We start from the raw sequence: 20,548 nt of genomic DNA on the forward strand, positions 1-20,548 counted from the left end.
AAATGTCGCACGCCCGGTGCTGATTTAAAATTTGAATTTTTTCGTGTATTTAGTGTATTTCGTGGTCATTCTTTTCCTTTTTCACTTTTCTCCGTGTTCTTTAATCTCAAACATATTGCCGAATTTATCTTTAACAAAAACAAGGTCGGATTTATCTCTTTGAATTACGATGCACTTGTAATTTTTTGTTTTTGCTTTTTCGATAAACATTTTTCGTTTTTCAACCTCAATACAAAGGTGTGAATAATTTTTCCGTGCCGGCAGGTGAGTTACGAATATTTCAATTTCCATATCCTCATCTGATAAAAGATATACCGGCACATCTTCATAAAAACCAAATATTTGCTGATTCAAATCTTTTGATATTTTGAATTCCTTTTTTAATTTCAATCCTAATAAATCTTGATAGAAATTTTTAACATCGTTTTTGTCGTTTACTGTAATTCCAATATGTTTTAGCATATTTCTCCTATTTTTCTAAATAATTTTCCATGCGATCAAATCCTTTATTTATCATATCTGCACTTACACAAAAGGACAACCTGAGATGGCTTTGGCCCGTAGGTCCGAAAGCGATTCCGGGAGTTGTGGAAACTTTGGCTTCCTTCAGTAGTTTTTTGCAAAATTTTGTAGAATCTTTACCAGCTTCTCCAATGATTTTCGGAAACATGAGATAAGAACCGGTTGGCTTTTGATATTCAAACATATCCGGTAATCTGTCCAAACGTTCACACATAAGATTACGCATTTTGCGATAATGATCACGAAAATCTCTAACGCAATCCTGCGAACCTTTCAAGGCTGCAATCGCTGCATATTGTGAAACTACCGGAGCACAAATGCTGAGCGGTATATGGGCTTTTTTAATCTGCGGAATTAATTTTTCGGAAGCGTGAAGATAACCGATTCGCCAGCCGGTCATTGCGTAGGTTTTTGTGAAAGTGTAACAGCTTATCACATTTTCCTTCATTTCCGGAATGGAGCCAATGCTGAAATGGTGATTGTCATCAAAAACAAAATATTCGTAGGCTTCGTCCGTGATAACTACGAGATCATTCTCGAGGGCAATTTGCGCTAATTGGCGTAGTTTGTTTTCCGGAAAAATTGTTCCGGTAGGATTATTCGGGCTACAAAACAGGATTGCTTTTGTTTTGGGAGTAATTGCTTCTTTCACTTTTTCAATATCCAGAGCAAAACCATCTTCTTCTTTTAAGGGAACAAAAACGGGTTTGGCACTTGCCAGCTGAACATGTCGAACATGGGTGGAATATGTGGGAGACGGGACAATAATTTCATCGCCCGGATCTGCAACCGCCATCACAGCTGAGGCTATCCCTTCGATAGCTCCTACTGTTACAAGAATTTCAGAAAGATTTGCCTTGATATTATTGTCTCTTTCCAATTTCTTGACGATCTCGGCACGCAATTCTTCCAATCCATTTGCGGGTGAATAACCTCCCACCAGCCCTTTTTGAATAGCTTCTATTGCCGCTTTATTGATATGTTCCGGGGTTCCGGTAGTAGGTTTTGCCCATGATAAAAAAGCAACATCATCAATTTCTTTCGATAGGCTCGTCATTTCGTGGATAGCGGATTTTTCGATATTTCTAACACGTTCGGAAACTTTATTTTTTCTCATTCTAAACTCCTTTGATTGTATTTAATAGATCAACAATAACTTCGGTTGCTTTTCCTCTCAGAAAAACATCGGTTACTGTATGACTAAAATTTGATTGTTCAATGTTTATTTCGATTATTTTTACATTATTTGTTTTTGCATAGATGGGAATTTGAGAAGCAGGCATAATTTCACCGGTAGTTCCAATAAGGATGAAAACATCCGCAATTTTCGCTTCATTGAAAGATTTTGTTATATCTGGTTCGTATAAGGGTTCACCAAAAAAAACAAAATCAGGTTTTAATAATCCACCACACTTTTTGCATTTTGGAGGTAAATTGTTTAAATGCTCTTCCGTTACTAAAATTCTTTCGCCACAACTTATGCAAACTAAATTTCGGGAATTTCCGTGGATTTCATAAACTGTTTTACTGCCACCTTTTTGATGCAAATTGTCAATGTTTTGCGTGATTATAGCGTTTAAGTAACCGGCTTTTTCCATTTCCGCTAACCCAAAGTGAGCACGATTAGCTTTTGCATTTCCCATAAAATCAAAAAATATTTCTTTGATCAATTTCCACGATTTTAAAGGATGATGTCTGAAATATCCAATATCAAGAAAAACAGGATTATATTTATTCCACAATCCATTCTCTCCGCGAAATGGAGGAATTCCGCTTTCAACTGAAATTCCTGCTCCGGTAAAAGCCGTAACATGATTCGCATTTTTTATGAGTTCTGCAGCTTTATTAATCATTTTACTTAAAATTCCTTAAAAACTCTTGCCAGAGATTTTCCGGGTGCTTGCATATCCAAATCCAAAAAATATCCGAAGGGAGTTTGCCAAGATTCATAACCGGCATTTTCCAATCTTTGTTGAGCGCTATCAAACATTTTTTGGGTAATCTCCTGATCTGCTTTGCTATAAGATAAGTGGGCGAATGAATGCAATACGATTCTTTTTGTATCGTTCTTGTTTGCCGCCCATTTCAGATTCTTAATCAATTTCGTTTCTACTTTTGAAACATTTTCTTCATCCTGCTTTTCCGCTTGAATGAATCCGACGAGTGCATTCTCAATTTTATCGTTCTTTTCAATCGCTTCAACTTCTTCCAAAGTTCTCTTTCGTGTTTTGTATGCAAATTTATCTGCATAGATCATTAACAATTTCATAAACTCCTTTCTATCTGTTTTTTATAAGTTAAAATGCGTCCTTTTTCCAAATTGTTATCATGAATCAGTTTTCTCCGAGACTCTTCACAAAAAACAAAACCTGCTTTTTCTATTTCCTGCGTTGCCTTTTTGAATTCTATATCCTACATTAGTTTTTACAGTTCATATATTTATTCCGATTTTCAGTTGAGATGCATCGCTAATTCATAACCTTCATTTATTGCACTTTGGGCGTCTCCGACTTCTTTGGCATCTCCGATTTCGTAAATTGGAATTTTACCTTTCAATTTTTCTTCAAGGGGATTATAACTTTTCATACCAGTGGAAACAACGATTAGATCAATATTTTCAAAAGTAATTTGTTCTCCATTCTTTTCTGCATAGACAGTTGCTCCATCTATTTCTTTAATATTTGTATGATCGCTGAAAACAGTCTGATTTTTTTTCATAATTGCCAACGAGAGCTTTTTGGAGATCATTTCCATATCTTCACCAAAATCTGTTGTTCGTTTCACGATAGTTACTTTATTATTTTTGGGAATTAAGGCAGTTGCAATGTCAACTCCAATCAAGCCACCGCCGATAATTAGAACATTTTTATTTCCCGGCAAATTTTCTTCTAAGAGAATTTCTGCCCAGTAAAATTTATCTAATCCTTCAATCTTCGGAACCGCAGGTTGCGAACCGGTTGCCAAAACAGCAATATTATATTTGGAAACATCTTCAAATCCTTTTATTTCTTTGTAGATTACATTCACTTTCGATGATTTCAGTTCATCTTCAAAATATTTGTTTAGTTTTTCCATTGATTTTTTATGAGGAGTTAGGGGTGCATAAATGAATTGTCCACCTAAATTTTCTTTTTCATAAAGGTCAACTTGGTGTCCGCATTTTGTCAGAATAAGAGCTGCTTCCATTCCGGCGAGTCCTGCTCCAACTACGGCAATTTTTTGCGGTTTGCTTGTTTTTTTGAGCAGAGTAGAGGTTTCTTTTCCTACTTCCGGATTCACTAAGCATTGCAAGCCCTTACCTGCTTTTATTCCACCCAAACAGCCTTCCGCACAAGCAAGACAAGGAGCAAAATTTCCAGCAACTTTTCCGAGAAATTTTCCGATAAAATCTGGGTCTGCAACAAGTGCTCTTCCTACTGCAAGATAATCAGCCATATTGTTTGTCTTTATCTTCTTAATATCTTCAAATTCATTAATTTGCCCGACTGTGATAATGGGAATTTCTACTTTTTCTTTGATCGCTTTTGCAAATTCCCATGTTTTTCCTTTTGGAACGAACATATGCTGAAAATACCAAGGTGGTGTAGAGCAAACTGTTCCGGCAGAAATATGAATTGCAGCAATTCCATTTTCTTTTAGGATTTTTGAAAATTTGATCATCTCCGGAAGTTTGATTCCCTTTTCAGTCATTTCATCACCGCTGATACGGGCGATAACTGGAATTTTTACTGCTTCTTTGATAGCTTTTAATGTCTCGAGAGGAAATTTGATTCTATTTTCAAAACTTCCCCCATATTCATCTGTTCTGTCATTTACTTGTGGTGAGAGAAATTGAGCCAACAAATAACCGTGACCGAGTTGTAATTCGATAAAATCAAAATTTGCTTCTTCCGCTTTTAAGGCAGCATCAACAAATAGTTTTATGACATTTTTCATTTCGCTTTTTTCCAACTTTTTCGGAGTTGCACCGCCCGCTTCACAAGCACGATCGGTGGAAGAAATGAAATAATTTCCCGGAATTTTTGGATTTGCCATCCTGCCCGGATGATTCAAATGAGCGATTGCTTTTGTATTATCAGAATGTAAAAGTTCTGTTAATTTTTTTAATCCTGCAACCTTATCATCAGCATCTATTCCCAATTGAGTTGGAATCTCTCTTAATCCCTTATCAAGATAAAGAGGTTCGGGAATTACTGCTCCCAAAAACTCGCTCCTTTTTCGATAAAAATTTAGATGCCTTTCGTTGACTTTTCCATCTTTGCTAAAGCCGAGTTTTATTGGTGCAAAGATAAATTCATTTTTTAGATTTAACATGTTTCCTCCAATTATATTTTTAATTTAATTTTATTTTCATATTCCGGAAAGAAATTATTTATAATTTTCAAATCAAATTTTGATAAAATTGATTCTTTGGATTCTCTTTTAAGTAAAAATTCAAAAGACCTTTTAATTAGATTTTCTTTTGAAATTTTTTCATCAGCAAACTTTCTATAATATTCATCGTCTAAAGTAACTAAATGTTCAGAACTGCTGTTTTCTTCCTTTATTGTTACCATATATTTTTGTTCATTGATTTTTTTTACTTCAATCATTTTGATTCCTTTTCATAATTTATAAGTAAATTTTTTAATACTTCTCTAATTTTACCATTCCTGAAAAAAAGTTTTACACCTTTTTTTTCTAATCTTTTGATTCCTTTTTTACCAATTTTATTTGAAACGATAATGTTGCAATCGCTGATAATCTCATAAACATCGAGGGTTTTCAAGTGTTGCAAAGTTTTTTCAAAAGGATTTTTTCTTTTTTCGAGAAATTTGATTTGTTTGTTTTTAGTTTCATAAATATGAAATTCTTTTGCCATACCTAACATTTTTGGAAAAATGTTCTCTCCATCACTTGTAGGAATAGCGATTTTTACTTCATTTGATATTTTTATATTTTTCATTTCTTTGCCTTTAATAAACGGATGTGTCTCCCTAAAAATAATTTTTCCGTAAAATTTTTAAATCCAAATTCTGATAAAATTTTTTCCCAATCTCGTTCTACATATTCAAACGCGTATTTGCATTCAATAATTTTGAAAGGTATTCTAAAATAAAGTGGAGTTTCATCTGTTATGAATTCGTTAAAATCAAGAATGATAAATTCGCCATTATCTTTTAGAGCATTAAACGCATTTTGGATGATATTCTTCTGAATTTCAAACGGAAAGCCGTGAAATACAAATGAGATAAAAACTTTATCGTATTTTTTATCTAGTTCAAATGGCTGATCAATACGTTGATTTATTACATTGATATTCTTACGATTTTTTGTTTTCTTTATAAATTGATTGATCATTAATTCGGAAATTTCCAGACCGAGAATTTCACCTTTTTCAGAAATTTGTTTATCCATTAAAAGTGCGTTTCTACCGGTGCCAGCACCAAAATCTACAACTTCATCATTTTGATTTAAATTAATTGATTTTATCGCTTTTTTGATAAAGAAGTCGTATCCACCGAAAGTAATTAAATTGAGAACACTATCATAAAATTTTGCAGTAAAACCTTTAACTTCTACTTTTGATTCCGGATAAAATTGTGTCATATTTCCACCTTTTTACATTTTAAATTTCTTATAAAAATAAAGCTTGAAACAATAATTAATAATACTAAAATGAAGGTAAAATGATAACCTAAAATAGTTATTAAAATACCCGTGATGAGCGGAAAAATAGTTGGCAAAATACCTCCTGCTCCGGATATTCCGGTGTAAGTTGCTCTATTTTCATTATTGGATATTTCGACTAATATTCCGTTTTTAGCAATTTTAAATGAAGATAGAAGAACGCCTGTCAAAATAAATATTAATTGATACATAAAATCATTATTACTAAAAATTAAGGTAAAAATTGGAATGGAGGTAGCAATTGCAAAGCTAAAATACAGCAGTTTTTTATAATCAATTTTTTTAGATATTTTATATAAAATTAAACTTGTTACCAGCATTCCTATTATCTTATAGATAAGTATGTTCCCAATCAAGCCATAACTCAATTCAAAATTTTTTTTAGCAAATAATATCATAAATGGTATAAAACTTAAACTGAGTCCTAATAAATTTATTATAAATAGATAATTTTTCAGATTACTATTTTCTGAAATTTCTTGTGGAATTATTTTAATGTATTCCCAAAAACTTCTTTTCTTTTTTATTTTTACAATGACCTCTTTGATTTTCCAAAATCCTATACTGGCGATTAATAAAAGGATTCCGGCGCATAAAAGTGATATTCCATAATTTACAGGATATGAAAATCTTTTTAACAATGCTCTGACAATAATAGCCGATGCGAAAATTCCAATACTGCTAATTGTTTGCTTCAATGAGAAAAAACGTCTGCGCTTTTTATCAATTATAGATTTGCCGACTATATCTACATAAGAAATATTAGCAAACGAACCGCTGAAAGAGAAAATGGAAATAAGAATGAAAATGAATAAAATGATCGTATTGTTGCTAAAAATTTCAGATTTAAACAGAATGAATGCTAAAAATAAAAGAGCAATCACTCGCAAATTAACTCCTAAAAGAAGTGGAGCTTTTTTGTGTGTTTTATTGGATAAGTATCCGGCAAAAATAATTTGCATTAAGCTGGAACCGCCGACCATTATAGTAGTCAGAATTCCTAATAAAATTGCATTTCCCCCAGCTTTTATCAGCATGGAAGGAATTATCGTATGAATATCCATAAAGTTTGTAGCAAGTGATAAAAAAATCCCATGCCAAATAAAAGCGCAATAATTGTTTTTTGATTTTTCTTCTGTTAAGATTGAGTTCATTTTTATTAGTTTTCAAGCATCAAATTAGTGTCTATCCGTAAACTCGCATTTTTGCAATGATTCTCCGAATGTGATTCGACGCAGATAAACACTGATTATGCAGATAAACGCTGATACTACTCTTTTTATACTTAATTTTTTATCTGCGTAAATCATTTTTTTCTGAGTGATGTTGTTTATCACATTCATCTGCGTTCAATCTATACTTTATGGACAGACTCTAATCAGTGTCCGTCCGTAAACTACTATTTTATCAATGGCTCCGCCAGCTGGCGGATGATTCGACTCAGAAAAACACTAATTCGGCAGATAAACGTTGATATTACACTTTTTACAAAAAAATTTTATCTTGCGAAAATCGGTTTTTTCAGTGTTCATCTGCGTCCAATCTATACTTTACGGACAAACGCTAATTAATTATTTGCTACATTCCCTTCCAAGCACTTTGTTCCATAGCAAAAAACTTTTGAACTTCTTTCTGAGTCATTACAACTTTTTCAACATTAACTTCATAATTAAATTCACTTAATGGTTGTTCAAAGCTTTGAATGAGCATATCAACTATCGGAATATTTAGAGCGGGTAAAGCCATAATAATTTGGGCAACATTTTCTTTTATATTATATGATTTGATAATACCGAGATCGTACAATGTGTGGTCTATTGCAGGATGTTTAACTCCTTCAATAATTTCTTTTGCTTTTTTTTCGTTATTCATTTTTATTTTCCCTTTTTTATAATGCGAGTGATCCCATTGGGTCCCAAGGTTTCAAAACTATTGGTTCCGTTTCCCAAGCTTTTCTCAATTCCTCGGAAAGATATTTTTTGTCAATTACAACTTGGTATGTATATTCTTCAAACCATTTGTCGCTCATTACAAAATAACCTTTTTCGCCGTTTTTTTCGCCCCAACTGTTTTCAACTTTCCATCTGTTTGGAATATCATTTATCAGGTTCACACCAGTAAAAACCATTGCATGAGTCATCAAACTTTCTCCATAATCCAGTCGTCCTGCTTTATCCAATTCAAATTTAGAATTTAATACATCTTCATAATTATAAATGTTTTGATCTAAAACACCTTTTTCTCTTTGCATCTTTTTGCCTACATCACAACCAAACCAAACTGGAATCCCATCTTTTAATTGGTCAAGTGCAAGTTTTTTGAATTCTTTCATCCCAACATTTAGATATTTTACTTTGTTTCCGCCTTCAACATTTCCGAGAAACTGAACTGTAAATGTTTTATTAAACGGCTTATCTTTTGTTGGAGCATTTATTATGCTCACATAATCATTCAAATCAATATTTACATATTTATCGTAAAATTCTTTCGGAGTAATATTTAAATCGCGATGGAATTTTTTGTCTTCATCTTTATATTCAAAAATAAATTCTTTGGGTGGAATTCCGAGAAACATAGTTAACAAACGATAAAATTCAACAATCATTTTCTTTTTGTCATTTTTTAATTGTTCGACTGTTTTTCCGTTTTGGTAATCTTTTCGTAATTTTGAGGCGTATGCTCGAAGTTTCAAAGTAAGAATATGATTCATCCTTGCAGAATTGCTGCTGGCATAAGTTTCCGGCATTGTCTCTTTTGGAACAACTCCATATTTTTCTACAATGCTTGTGAACATATCCCATTGTCCACCGTCATTAAGTGGAGCATTTAAAAGCCACATTATAATTCTCGAATCGGTTTTTTCCTCAATCGTTTCAAGAATATTTTCCAAAAAGTAATTTGCTTTTTCAATTTTATCAAAGAACATTTGATATGTTTGTGAGAGTTCAAAATTTTTAAGATTAAGGTCTTTCATTATTTTGAATCTCATGGTATTTAACCCTGCAAAAAGCCAACATCTTCCGCTTTTGTTTTGAGCGGTAATTTTTCCGGTTTTCAGTTCCAAAGAAAATGAATGCTGCATATTTGTTTTTGATTTGTGATCCAATGCCGTTTCATCTAATCCAACATTCAAGATGCTATTTCTGACAATTTTATCACTTTTATTCTTTAAAGCATGTGCTTCCATTTCCTTGTAAATATTCTCATTGATATTCATTCTTTCAATCATTTTAGCTCCTATTTTTTTTATTTATAATTTTTTTCACCCGCTTTGATCGCGACTTTCAAAATATTTTCAAATGGGATTAACGGGCATACATAATTGGGGCTATATGCACACCAAGGATTAGTTGCCATATTAAAATCCAATATCCATTTGCTTCCTATTTTATCTCGTTCCTCATAAAGATCTAAATATCTGCCAGCACCATAAGTTTCCTTCCCGCTGGTTTCATCCTTGAAAGGAATAAAGAGACGCGCTTCGGCTTCATCAGATTTATAAGCGTAAATAAGACATTTTTGATCATTTATTGTAAAAGTGAATTTCCCCCATTTCAAAAAATCTCTTAGATTCCCTCCCGTATCTTCGATTTTTATTTTTGCTTTTTCGGATAATTCTATCATTTCCAATTCAAATCTATAATTTAAATCAGGTTCAAAATAGTTTAATTTTGTAAAATTCGCACTTTCTTCTTGTGGAATTGGTGATTGATAATCTGATGCAAAAAATTCATCTTTTTGTTTTCTGCCCGTTATCACTTGATTTAGATATTCATTTTCTAACATTATTTTTCTCCGTTTTTTGATTTTTTTGCTTTGATAACAACAAAACTACCTTTTCCGTATCCCGCTTTGACTTCTTGGATAGTTTTAACTTCATCTAATTTGCCGAAAATAGTTTGATAAGTTTCTTCAACTTCAAAACCTGTCTCAGCTAATATTTTATAAACCTCTTCGGTTCCGTAAAAGATCGCATCTTGATAAAACACACTTTCATCTCTATGCTTTAGGTATTCTTTGCCGATTGGACTATTTTTATCCACAAATCCAATTATAAGATTTCCGTTTTGTTTTAAAACGCGATTTGCTTCTCGAAAAGTTCTCTCAATATCATCTACGAAACAAATAGAAGTAACCATAAGAGCAAAATTTTTACTTTTGTTTTCAAATGGTAAGTTTTCCGCAACAGCATTAACGACTTCGAGATTTCTTTCTTTTGCTTTTTCTCTCATTTTTTTTGAAGGTTCTATTCCTTCCATAATTCCAAAAGGTTTCGCAAAAAGTCCACTACCAATTCCTATTTCAAAGCCTTCTACATTTTCCGGTATTGCTTTTTCCACAGCTTTTAATTCTGATTGATACACGAATTTATTATCCATAAACCATTTCTCATAGGCACCGATATTTTCATCAAATACTTTTATTTTTGCCATTTTTTTCCTTAATTTTTCCTTTGTAATTAATATCGCAAATTATTATCAATACTGCCATCCGGTAACATATTGTCAGGGTGATAACGTCCGGATTCTTCCTTTTGAAATCGGATACATTTTTCCCAGTTGCCATGACAATATTCCTCTGACCACCTTTTATTCAATTTGCCATCTTCGGTAAAATATCTTATCGGACAGCAGCAGTACCATTTACATTCTTGGGAAGGATCGAAGATTTTATTTTTTTTAAATTTCAATTATTCTACCAGCTCCGCCCTCAATATATTTTTTGGGATAGAGTTCCTTTATCTCTTTAATATGACGCGTGCAGTGAGTAGGACAAATTATTTCCATATTTTTTAGCAGATTAAATTTTCTAAATCCATGAAAACCGCCGATAAGAGCGTAAGGTTTACCAACTTCCCGAGCAGCTTTGAGTATATTTCCAATTTTGGGATGAGCACACCCAACAATTATTACTAATCCATTTTCTGTTTTAAAAATAAGCGATTGTTCGATTTTTTTCAATTCTCCGGTGGAATATATATCTTGATGCAAACAGGTTAGTCCTGTAATATATTCCAATTTAGCATGATTATGAACCCCTTTAAATGACGGAGGAATATAAAGTGTTACATCATTGTTCAGGTCAAAAAAAGTAGAAAGTCCACCAGTATGGTCATAATGATAATGCGAAATAAATACTTCATCAATACTTTGAGGATCAATTCCGAGTGTGTGCATATTTTTTAGCAAAACTGAACCCTTAGCACCTGTGTCAAAAAGTATTCGCTTTCCTTTAAATTCAATTAGAGTCGAAAAACCCCAATCAGCTATCAAATTTTCATTTATAGCAGTATTGTCGTAAATTATTGTAATTTTCATATAATTCTCCAATTCAGAGTAATTTATTTCCGGAAAAAAAATAACTTGGGTACATCTTTAAAAGCGATAAAATCATTTTATGCAAAATTATTAAAAAAACTAATAAAGGATATAATCTTGCGCATATATCTCAAACGGGGAGGTTTTATTTGCTTTATGAACGTAACACCACTTAAAGCCAATAGAAAAATAAAAATAAGTTACCATCTATGTCCTTGACCATCTCCTTTACCTTCGCCATGATCGCAGCTGCTTTCACCAATTTCCAAAGTATCATTCAAATAATCACGAATTACGTCTTCGATCTTACCTTGTACACCAATGATATAATCCAATCCAAACTGAATGAAAAAATCCTGTGCTTTTTTTCCCATTCCTCCGGTAACAATTATATCGCATCCTTTTTCATTAAGAAATTTGGGAATTGCACCTGGAGCATGTCCGGGATTGCTAATCACTTTTTTATCAATCATTTTCTTATTTTCAATATCTACAATCGTATATTGAGCGCATCTGCCGAAATGCTGACCTACTTGCCCGTTTTCCGTTGAAATTGCTATTCTCATTTGTCATTCTCCTTATTTTCTGCGGGGATGATGAAGATGGGTATATTTGACCTATTGATCAAAACATCATGAACTCCACCAAAAATTAGATTATAAAATCTCCCATGTTTATGCGATCCGATGATGATCAAGTCCGCATTAAATTCTTTAACTTCTTTCAGAATATTTTTGGCAGTTGATCCTTCCATTAAAACAAATGCGGATTCGATATTATCATTTTTCAGGTCTGCCTTGATTTTGTCGAATCTGTGCTTGATCATTTTTTCATGGCTTTTCATGATTTCCATGTTATTGATGGATAATTCCGGTTCAAATTCCGTATCATAGGAAGGAATATAGGATTCCGGTGTTTCCGAGTGAACGACACATAATTTTCCATCAAATTCAGTTGCCAACTTTTTTGCATATTCCAGAACTCTGTTCGTCTCATCCCAGAGGTCTATCGCTACTAAAAAACGTTTCATTACTACTCCTTTTACTTTTTCCATTGGATTAGCTATTTTCAGTCATTAAACTCGTATTCGAGCTGTCCCGAAAGCATTCTTCGAGATAACAATAGCTCGAGAACATTTCATTATAAGCATTTGTTTTCAACCCATCGTTTCTTACAAGTCGAAAAAAGTTCTATTTATTCCGATTTAAGAGCTCTTCCCGAATCATTGTGTGCCCACATTTCGGACATTTTATTTCTGTACATTTCGTACCTTGCTGGTGTGAAATTCTTGTTTTACATTTAGCACAGACACAATATCCGCCTGGTCCAAATGATCCACCTTTGTTGCGTCCTCTGCCACCGCTTTGATTGAATCCCCCTCCGCCACCTTGTCCTCTTCCCGTTCCTGCTCCTCTACCATCGGGTCCGCTTCCGTCTCTTCTTGGCATATTACTCTCCTTTTCTATCGTCTTCTACGATTTCATATTCTGCATTTTTGACTTCTGTTTTTTTGCTATCGGCTAATTTTTTATTGCTTAAACGATTTGCAATTGAATGAATAGTTTTTTGGGTTATCCCATCAGGTTTTCGCGCATCGTTAACAATAAAACCAATGGCTGGAACTACAAGAGACCGCCAGACAGAAAACTTTCCTTCCTTATTATGCAAACTAAATACATTCCCTCTTCTTCTGCCGGTTCCTGCACCTTTACCAGAGGGACCTGTTCCATCTCTTCTTGGCATTTTTGCTCCTTTCTGTAATTATCAAAAAATTATGAAATGAGGGAAGATTGAACTTCCCCCATTTCTAATGGTTGGACTATTCTTCATCGCTCTTCATAGCGTCAAGTCTTTTCTCAATATTCTTCATTTCCGTTTTCAGCATTTCCATTTCGTCATTCAGCATTTTTTCTTCATTCTCTTTTGAATAGGGAATTGCCTGCGGGTTGGGATATTGATTATAGGCATAATTTGGGTTTTGATAATATCCTCTACCAAATCCATTTCCACGACCGTAACCGCGCCCGTAACCTTGTCCGAATCCTCGACCACGACCATAACCAGCGCCACCACGCGGAACACCTTTTGTGTATCCGGGGCTTGAATAACCGGCACAATAGCCGGCACCTCGTCCTGTCATTGCTCCCATTCCATCGGGACCTGTTCTGTCACCTCTTGGCATAATATCGCTCCTTTCATTATATTAGTTTTCATAATTTTGGGTTTTACCGAAATCCTTTTCTTCCATGTCCTCGACCCTGTCGTCTCTCGAATCCACATCTTTGGGCAAGATTGATCAAATTTTCACTTCCACATTCGGGGCATGTTTGAGGAAACTCATCGTTAAAATTTATTTGGATAATGTAACCGCAATTAACACACCGAAAAATATTATGCTGGAAATCAACGAATCCACCTTCTATAAAAATTTCTTTTCCTTCAATTATTGCTTTTGCAACCTTTTTTCGTGCCACTTCTATAAGGCGAGTAAAAGTAGGGCGGGAAATGTTCATCTCTTCTGCTGCCTGCTTATGTTCCATACTTTCACAATCCGCAAGTCTGAGAGCTTCGTATTCATCCACGCTGATTACAACTCTCTGCAAAGTTCTTGCTCTAACTCCAGCGGGTTTAAACCGCTGAAATAACGGTGGTTTTTGGATTCTTCTACTTTTTCTGGATCTTGTCATAATATTCCTTAATGAACCTATGTTCATAATGTAGGTTGGGGTTTTACATTGTCAAATAAAAATTTATCGTTTTTTAAAAGGAGATAAAAATCAAGGAAGCTTCTTCTCAATATTTTCCATTTCTCCGTTTTCCCTCCTCCGTTTCCCATTTAGATATGTCTCATCCTTGACAAAATAATCACAGTTTTAGAATATCTCCAAAAATCTAACAAAGGAAATTAATGGAAAATATTTTAGTAACAAAAGATACTGAAACCATAAAAAAATTACAGCAATCTCGAAAAAAAATTATTAAAGAAATTCACCGCATAATTATCGGGCAGGATGAAGTTATCGAACAATTTTTGATAGCACTTTTCTCCAACGGGCATTGCCTTCTCGTTGGTGTTCCCGGTTTGGCAAAAACATTGCTTATCAGCACAATTTCTAAAGTATTAGATCTCAAATTCAGCAGAATCCAATTCACACCTGATTTGATGCCATCGGATATAACCGGAACTGATATTCTAGCTGAAGATAAAACCACAGGGAAGCGAGCTTTTCAATTTATCAAGGGACCACTTTTTGCAAATATCATTCTTGCCGATGAAATTAATAGAACTCCGCCAAAAACACAATCCGCTTTATTAGAAGCAATGCAAGAAAGAAAAGTAACAGCAGGAAATAACACTTTTCCTTTGGAGCAACCATTCTTTGTGCTTGCCACCCAAAATCCCATTGAGCAAGAAGGAACTTACCCCCTACCGGAAGCACAATTGGATCGTTTTATTTTTCATATTGATATTGATTATCCTTCTTTCGAAGAAGAAAAGCAGATAACCGAATTTACCACGAGTCAGGAATTTCCTGAAATCAATACCGTTATTATCGGAAGCGATATTAGAAAATTGCAAAAATTTATTTTTAAGATTCCCGTACCCGAGCACGTCCTTAATTTTGCGGTAAAATTAGCAAGAATGTCCAGACCTAATGAAAAGGATGCCCCCGATTTTGTAAAACAATGGGTTGATTGGGGTGCCGGACCTCGTGCCTCTCAATATTTAATTTTAGCGGCAAAAACCAGAGCAGCCCTTAACGGAAGATTTTCTCCAACAATCGAAGATGTAGAATTTGTGGCGAAACCTGTTTTACAACATAGAATCCTCCTAAATTTCGCAGCCGAAGCCGAAGGAATGAAATCAAAAGAATTTATCCAAAAGCTTATTAAGTATCTAAAATAAAAAACAAATGTCATATTTCGTAATAACTGAAAAATTAAAACAAACAGAAAAGTTTTTTGCAAAAAAAACTAAAGGAGCTAAAATGCAAAAAGTTAAAACTACAAAAACCTATAAAGCAAAATCCTCTAAATCTATTTTGGGAATTTTCTTGATCCTCTTCCTCTTTTTATCCGTTTCCTGCGAAAAGAACCCACCCAAAAAATCTAATGGATCACTTGATCAACTGAGCCAATATAAGTATGAGCAAACAAAAAAAATCGTTCAACTTGTAAATGATGCCGTCAAACTGGTTGAAAACGAAGGCAAAAAGGCATTTCCAAAATTCCGCAAAAAAGGGAGCAAATGGTATAATGGAAATACATACATTTTCGTCTGGGGTTTAGATGGAATGCGATATGTTTATCCTCGCAACCCCGAAGGAGAGGGCAAAAATATGCTCGCTCTAAAAGATGTGCAGGACAGACCAATCGGCGAGATGATTACAAAGGCTGCAAAAACCGAAAACGGTGAAGGCTGGGTTTTCTATGAATGGACAAAACCCGAGCACGAAGAGCCTGTTTGGAAAGCAACATTCGTCAAAAAAGCAATTGCTCCGACAGGAAAAAAATATCTTATCGGATGCGGTGAATATAATATAAAAATGGAAAAGGAGTTTATTGTTCAGATCGTTACAAAGGCTGCATCTCTTTTCCAAAATGACCGGAAATCAGCGATGAAAGCATTCACATCCCCTATCGTCAAACCTTCATTTCAGAATACATACATTTTTGTAAAAGATATTAAGGGCAATGAAATTCTCAACCCCTTCAGTCCTGAAATTGTCAATAAAAATATTATGAATATTCAAGATGCTAACGGGAAATATTTCGTCAAAGAGGAGATTGAAATCCTGAAAAACAATGATACTTGCTGGATGGATTATTACTGGAATAAGCCAAAAGAAAATGAACCATCTCCAAAGTTATCTTTCTTAAAAAGAGTTATAGTGGACGGTGATACTCTAATAATCGGTTCGGGCTTTTATCCTGAAAAATAGTTTTAATCAAGAAAAAGTATAGGAGCTAACATGAAAAAATATGCTTTACCAATATTAATCCTGTTTCTGATATTTATCGCATTTTATTTTATTTTTATATCCAAAACATCTCAATCTCCCCCAAATCTTCTAAAAGTAAAAAATGGGATTACTAAAGTGCTTCAAAACATTGATTCTGATTTGAAGGAAGCGTCACAAAAAATCGCGAAAACCGGACTGAAAAGTAGCGAAACGAGCAAAATTCTTTTGGAATTATGCAAAGATCATCCTTATGCGATGGACTGTGTAACAATCTCTCCGGATGGTATTATCACACTGATTGAACCGGCAAAATATAAAAAAAGTGAAGGTGCAAATATCAGCAATCAGCCGCATATTATAAAACTTAAAAAAACCGAAGCACCGCTGATCAGTTCAGCATTTGAAGCCGTAGAAGGATTTTTAGCAATTGTTTTTCAATACCCGATCTTCACGGAAGAGCATAAACTTGCCGGAGCACTTAGTATGATTCTCAATCCGAATATCTTCATCAATGAAATCACAAAACCCATCATACAGGACTCCCCGGTGGACGTCTGGATTATGCAAGCGGATGGTATAATTATTTATGATCCGGATGAAACTGAAATCGGACGAAATCTTTTTACGGACAAACTGTACCAACCATTCAAAGAACTACTTGAAATCGGGAATAAAATTATTAAAACCGAAAAAGGCGTTGGCGTTTATAATTTTTTTCAAAAGGGTTTTTCAAAAACAATCTCAAAACGAGTTTATTGGACTTCGTTAAAATATAAAGAATGTGATTGGAAAATAATCATGACATTACCTGTTGAAAAAAACACCTCTGCAAAAAGAACAATAAAAGATTTGGGGATTAAGTCATTATAGATAACTTCCATCTTATTCCATAAGATTGTTAAATAAAAGTCAGATATTACTATTTTATTCGTAAAAAGTATTTACGTAATTCTTTGGGTAATTTTTCATTGATATTGACAACAGTTACAATCCTCTTGGTTTTTTGCATAAATATTTTTTTACTAATAAAATCACTAATTTCAGGAGTTTTTAAATGAGTTTGTATAAGAAATGCGAAAATTTTACTGATGCAAAAGAAATTCAAAAATTGGGCTTTTATCCATATTTTCGGGTAATTAGTTCCGATCAAGACACAGAGGTGCTTGTAGATGGCAAAAAAACCTTAATGCTTGGGTCAAACAGTTATCTCGGTTTAACAAACCATCCAAAAGTCATTGAGGCAGCTGTTCAAGCGACCAGAAAATACGGGACAGGTTGTGCCGGTTCACGATTTTTGAATGGAACCCTTGATATTCATTTGGAGTTAGAAGAGAAACTGGCAGATTTTGTCGGAAAAGAAGCTTCGATGACCTATTCAACAGGTTTTCAAGCAAATCTTGGTTCTATCGGAACATTTGTTGGGCGAGGAGAATACATTATTACAGACAGGTATGACCATGCCAGTATTATTGACGCATCACGCCTGTCTTATGGCAAAATGCTAAGGTATAACCACAATGACATGGACAGTTTGGAGCAAGTTTTGAAAAAAGTAGAAAACGCATCCAAATTAATCGTTATTGACGGAATTTTCAGCATGGAGGGTGATATCGCAAATCTTCCCAAAATTGTCGAACTTGCGGAAAAATATAATGCTGAAATAATGGTTGACGATGCTCATTCTATTGGAGTTTTGGGGAAAAACGGCTCAGGAACCGCTGACCACTTTGGCGTTACTGATAAAATTGATCTGATTATGGGTACCTTTAGTAAATCTTTTGCGTCTATTGGTGGATTTATTGCAGGTAATAACTCTGTAATACATTATCTAAAGCATTTTTCCAGACCCTTTGTCTTTAGCGCCAGCCTTCCACCAGCCTCTGCTGCTTCGGTTATTGCTGCTTTGGAAATCATGAAAAACGAACCTGAAAGAATTGAAAGACTCTGGGAAATTACTCGCAAGATGCAAAACGGTTTTAAGGATATGGGTTACGATATTGGAGTAAGTTGTACTCCTATAATTCCGCTTCATGTCGGTGAAATGATGAAAGCCTTCCGTATGTGGAAAATGCTGGCTGACGAAAATGTTTTTATTAATCCGGTTATTCCTCCGGCCGTTCCCCCTACAGATTGTTTGATTAGAACGAGTTTCATGGCTACCCACACGGATAGGCAACTCGACGAATCACTTGAAAAATTTGAAAAAATAGGCAAAAAACTTAATATTATATAATTTTTAAACGAGGTCTCACTGACCATTCTGTGAGACAATTTGGTAGTTGGCACGGAATGGTCCGTGACAATTATTACTAGAGAAAAATAACTATACTAAAATACTCCGGGTAATCCGTAGTTAAATTAATCTTTATTTACCACGTTAAATTTTTTTTATTTAACACGGGGTTCGCTTTGCTTGTTGCTAAATAAAAAGTTTAAAGCATATTTTTCAATAAATTTCGGAAAATATTTCCATTAGATTTTACCTACAAATCAAAATAAATGACAAATCTTCGTTAATGTCCTCTTTCATGTCTCTGTTTACTATCCGTTCTTGTTAATTTTAGATTAAATAATTCTGGCACACAAATTGCTTTTATTCTATTAAATAAAAAAATTAATGGAACTGATATGAAAAAATATTTACGAGTAATAAATTGTGTGCTGTTTCTTTTCCTGTTTCCGATTATCCTTTTTGCGGATATTCAGCTTAGCCTTGATCCGCCAAATGCACAAGTAAGAATTGGTGCTACAACTTTGGTTGGCATGTATGTTACGACTGGGCCAACCGACACATTACACCTTGCAGAGGCTTACCTGTATTTTGATACAACCTACGTCGAAGTTGTCAGTGTAACCGAAGGAGACTTTTTAGATTCAGGATATGATCCGGGAGGATCACCATTTTCTACTTTTTTCTACTCTGACTACAGTAATATTATAGGTTTCGCACGAGCAACCGTTGCTGTGCTCGGACCTTGGGGAGTAACCGGTCAAGGAGATTTTGCTTTTGTTGAATTTTATGGCAAACAAGAAGGGGTCAGTGATTTGACATTTAATGCAGATCAAATTTATATGACAGATAATCATGCTCAAACTTTGAACACAACTTTTACAAATGGAACTATTACCGTAGGCAATTTCCTTTGGGCAGAATTTGAGGGAAGCCCAACCGCTGCTTCCGCTGCTCCTCTTACTGTAAATTTTACAGATATGTCTCTGGAAGGTGATTATGCAATTTCCAGTTGGAGTTGGAACTTCGGAGATGGTGAAACCAGTAACACTCAAAATCCGGCTCATGTTTATTCTTCTGAAGGGGTTTATACTGTAAGCCTAACAGTAACAGATATGAGCAGTGAAAGTGACACGGAAACAAAAGCCGATTATATACGTATCGGTGCACCAAATGCGGATTTTAGTGCAAATCCAACTTCCGGCGATGCACCCTTGAATGTTAGCTTTACAGACGAATCCACACAAGGAGCATCTCCTATTTCGCAATGGAGCTGGGATTTTGGGAATGGGCAAACAAGCAACGAACAGTACCCGTCAACTACTTATGATAATGATGGAATGTTTACCGTCAGCCTAACTGTAACCGATTCAAATGGTGTTTCCGATACTGAAACTAAAAATGATTACATCGTAGTTGGTTTAGAGCCTGAAGACCCAATTGCAGATTTTTATGCCACTCCCACCAACGGTGATGCACCTTTGGAAGTACATTTTACAGATCAATCTAATCCGGTAGTGGGAAATATCGTAGTATGGAATTGGATTTTTGGGGATGGCCAAACGAGTTCTTTCCAAAATCCTGTTCACACATACACAGAACAAGGATATTATACCGTAAGTCTTGAAGTTGTAAACAGCGTTAGTAGAAGCGATGAAATGATAAAAGTTGATTATATTCACGTGGATCTCAGTCCCATAACTGCAGATTTTTCGGCTTCCCCCACAACAGGATCTGCCCCGCTTGAAGTTCATTTCGCTGATCTGTCATACTCAACAATGAAAAACATCAATAGCTGGAATTGGGATTTCGGAGACGGAAGTTCCAGCATTGAACAGAATCCA

26 protein-coding genes are annotated in these 20,548 nt (G+C 34.6%); 5 read left to right on the forward strand and 21 right to left on the reverse strand.

Annotated elements, in window-relative coordinates; translation table 11 throughout:
• Positions 1-81 precede the first annotated feature (81 nt).
• From U9P79_02940 to U9P79_03040, 21 genes are all read right to left on the reverse strand, one after another.
• Positions 82-462, reverse strand: coding sequence for a VOC family protein (locus U9P79_02940; GenBank protein MEA2103584.1), 381 nt, complete (start codon positions 460-462; stop codon positions 82-84).
• A 7-nt stretch (positions 463-469) separates the two neighbouring features.
• On the reverse strand, positions 470-1,639 hold the full coding sequence (locus tag U9P79_02945) for a pyridoxal phosphate-dependent aminotransferase (protein MEA2103585.1): 1,170 nt from the start codon (positions 1,637-1,639) through the stop codon (positions 470-472).
• A 1-nt stretch (position 1,640) separates the two neighbouring features.
• A complete protein-coding gene (locus U9P79_02950; GenBank protein MEA2103586.1) occupies positions 1,641-2,375 on the reverse strand; it encodes an NAD-dependent deacylase in 735 nt (244 codons plus the stop codon).
• Positions 2,376-2,380: 5 nt separating this feature from the next.
• Positions 2,381-2,791, reverse strand: a complete 411-nt coding sequence (locus tag U9P79_02955; GenBank protein MEA2103587.1) for a threonyl-tRNA synthetase editing domain-containing protein — start codon at positions 2,789-2,791, stop codon at positions 2,381-2,383.
• A gap of 182 nt (positions 2,792-2,973) precedes the next feature.
• Positions 2,974-4,836: an NAD(P)/FAD-dependent oxidoreductase gene (locus U9P79_02960; GenBank protein ID MEA2103588.1), complete on the reverse strand. Its 1,863-nt coding sequence runs from the start codon at positions 4,834-4,836 to the stop codon at positions 2,974-2,976.
• An 11-nt stretch (positions 4,837-4,847) separates the two neighbouring features.
• Entirely contained in the window at positions 4,848-5,114 is a 267-nt protein-coding gene (locus U9P79_02965; protein ID MEA2103589.1) for a hypothetical protein, read from the reverse strand.
• Positions 5,111-5,467 carry a NifB/NifX family molybdenum-iron cluster-binding protein gene (locus tag U9P79_02970; GenBank protein MEA2103590.1) on the reverse strand — a complete coding sequence of 119 codons (357 nt, stop codon included), beginning with the start codon at positions 5,465-5,467 and terminating at the stop codon, positions 5,111-5,113. The genes U9P79_02965 and U9P79_02970 overlap by 4 nt, the downstream gene beginning before the upstream one ends.
• Complete coding sequence (locus U9P79_02975; protein MEA2103591.1) at positions 5,464-6,111, reverse strand: class I SAM-dependent methyltransferase; 648 nt, start codon at positions 6,109-6,111, stop codon at positions 5,464-5,466. Before U9P79_02975 ends, U9P79_02970 begins: the two co-directional genes overlap by 4 nt.
• Positions 6,108-7,154: an MFS transporter gene (locus tag U9P79_02980; GenBank protein ID MEA2103592.1), complete on the reverse strand. Its 1,047-nt coding sequence runs from the start codon at positions 7,152-7,154 to the stop codon at positions 6,108-6,110. Before U9P79_02980 ends, U9P79_02975 begins: the two co-directional genes overlap by 4 nt.
• Before the next feature lie 616 nt (positions 7,155-7,770).
• Entirely contained in the window at positions 7,771-8,064 is a 294-nt protein-coding gene (locus U9P79_02985; protein ID MEA2103593.1) for a metal-sulfur cluster biosynthetic enzyme, read from the reverse strand.
• 16 nt (positions 8,065-8,080) lie between these two features.
• Positions 8,081-9,421, reverse strand: a complete 1,341-nt coding sequence (locus tag U9P79_02990; GenBank protein MEA2103594.1) for a C1 family peptidase — start codon at positions 9,419-9,421, stop codon at positions 8,081-8,083.
• Between the two features lie 17 nt (positions 9,422-9,438).
• Positions 9,439-9,978, reverse strand: a complete 540-nt coding sequence (locus tag U9P79_02995; GenBank protein ID MEA2103595.1) for a DUF1684 domain-containing protein — start codon at positions 9,976-9,978, stop codon at positions 9,439-9,441.
• On the reverse strand, positions 9,978-10,625 hold the full coding sequence (locus U9P79_03000; GenBank protein MEA2103596.1) for a class I SAM-dependent methyltransferase: 648 nt from the start codon (positions 10,623-10,625) through the stop codon (positions 9,978-9,980). Before U9P79_03000 ends, U9P79_02995 begins: the two co-directional genes overlap by 1 nt.
• 26 nt (positions 10,626-10,651) lie before the next feature.
• The gene (locus U9P79_03005) at positions 10,652-10,882 is read right to left on the reverse strand and encodes a uracil-DNA glycosylase (protein ID MEA2103597.1); all 231 of its coding nucleotides are present in this window, start codon (positions 10,880-10,882) and stop codon (positions 10,652-10,654) included.
• Positions 10,872-11,510, reverse strand: coding sequence for an MBL fold metallo-hydrolase (locus U9P79_03010; protein MEA2103598.1), 639 nt, complete (start codon positions 11,508-11,510; stop codon positions 10,872-10,874). Before U9P79_03010 ends, U9P79_03005 begins: the two co-directional genes overlap by 11 nt.
• A 200-nt stretch (positions 11,511-11,710) precedes the next feature.
• Positions 11,711-12,076 carry a NifB/NifX family molybdenum-iron cluster-binding protein gene (locus U9P79_03015; GenBank protein ID MEA2103599.1) on the reverse strand — a complete coding sequence of 122 codons (366 nt, stop codon included), beginning with the start codon at positions 12,074-12,076 and terminating at the stop codon, positions 11,711-11,713.
• Positions 12,073-12,540, reverse strand: coding sequence for a universal stress protein (locus U9P79_03020; protein ID MEA2103600.1), 468 nt, complete (start codon positions 12,538-12,540; stop codon positions 12,073-12,075). The genes U9P79_03015 and U9P79_03020 overlap by 4 nt, the downstream gene beginning before the upstream one ends.
• Positions 12,541-12,700: 160 nt before the next feature.
• Positions 12,701-12,958: a hypothetical protein gene (locus U9P79_03025; protein MEA2103601.1), complete on the reverse strand. Its 258-nt coding sequence runs from the start codon at positions 12,956-12,958 to the stop codon at positions 12,701-12,703.
• 1 nt (position 12,959) lies between these two features.
• Positions 12,960-13,253 (reverse strand): DUF5320 domain-containing protein, encoded by a 294-nt coding sequence (locus U9P79_03030; GenBank protein MEA2103602.1) that lies wholly within the window; start codon positions 13,251-13,253, stop codon positions 12,960-12,962.
• A gap of 76 nt (positions 13,254-13,329) precedes the next feature.
• On the reverse strand, positions 13,330-13,692 hold the full coding sequence (locus tag U9P79_03035; protein ID MEA2103603.1) for a DUF5320 domain-containing protein: 363 nt from the start codon (positions 13,690-13,692) through the stop codon (positions 13,330-13,332).
• A 43-nt stretch (positions 13,693-13,735) separates the two neighbouring features.
• Positions 13,736-14,197, reverse strand: a complete 462-nt coding sequence (locus tag U9P79_03040; protein ID MEA2103604.1) for a DUF134 domain-containing protein — start codon at positions 14,195-14,197, stop codon at positions 13,736-13,738.
• Between the two features lie 221 nt (positions 14,198-14,418).
• Here U9P79_03040 and U9P79_03045 point away from each other — a divergent pair, with 221 nt between their 5' ends.
• The 5 genes from U9P79_03045 to U9P79_03065 form a co-directional block, all read left to right on the forward strand.
• Positions 14,419-15,417, forward strand: coding sequence for a MoxR family ATPase (locus U9P79_03045; protein MEA2103605.1), 999 nt, complete (start codon positions 14,419-14,421; stop codon positions 15,415-15,417).
• Between the two features lie 82 nt (positions 15,418-15,499).
• Positions 15,500-16,453 carry a cache domain-containing protein gene (locus U9P79_03050; GenBank protein ID MEA2103606.1) on the forward strand — a complete coding sequence of 318 codons (954 nt, stop codon included), beginning with the start codon at positions 15,500-15,502 and terminating at the stop codon, positions 16,451-16,453.
• 30 nt (positions 16,454-16,483) lie between these two features.
• On the forward strand, positions 16,484-17,344 hold the full coding sequence (locus U9P79_03055; GenBank protein MEA2103607.1) for a hypothetical protein: 861 nt from the start codon (positions 16,484-16,486) through the stop codon (positions 17,342-17,344).
• A 184-nt stretch (positions 17,345-17,528) separates the two neighbouring features.
• A complete protein-coding gene (locus U9P79_03060) occupies positions 17,529-18,707 on the forward strand; it encodes a pyridoxal phosphate-dependent aminotransferase family protein (protein ID MEA2103608.1) in 1,179 nt (392 codons plus the stop codon).
• A gap of 395 nt (positions 18,708-19,102) precedes the next feature.
• Positions 19,103-20,548: PKD domain-containing protein (locus tag U9P79_03065; protein MEA2103609.1), on the forward strand; the 1,446-nt coding region annotated here is incomplete at its 3' end.

It is taken from the genome of Candidatus Cloacimonadota bacterium (assembly GCA_034661015.1).
GTDB lineage: Bacteria > Cloacimonadota > Cloacimonadia > JGIOTU-2 > JGIOTU-2 > JAYEKN01.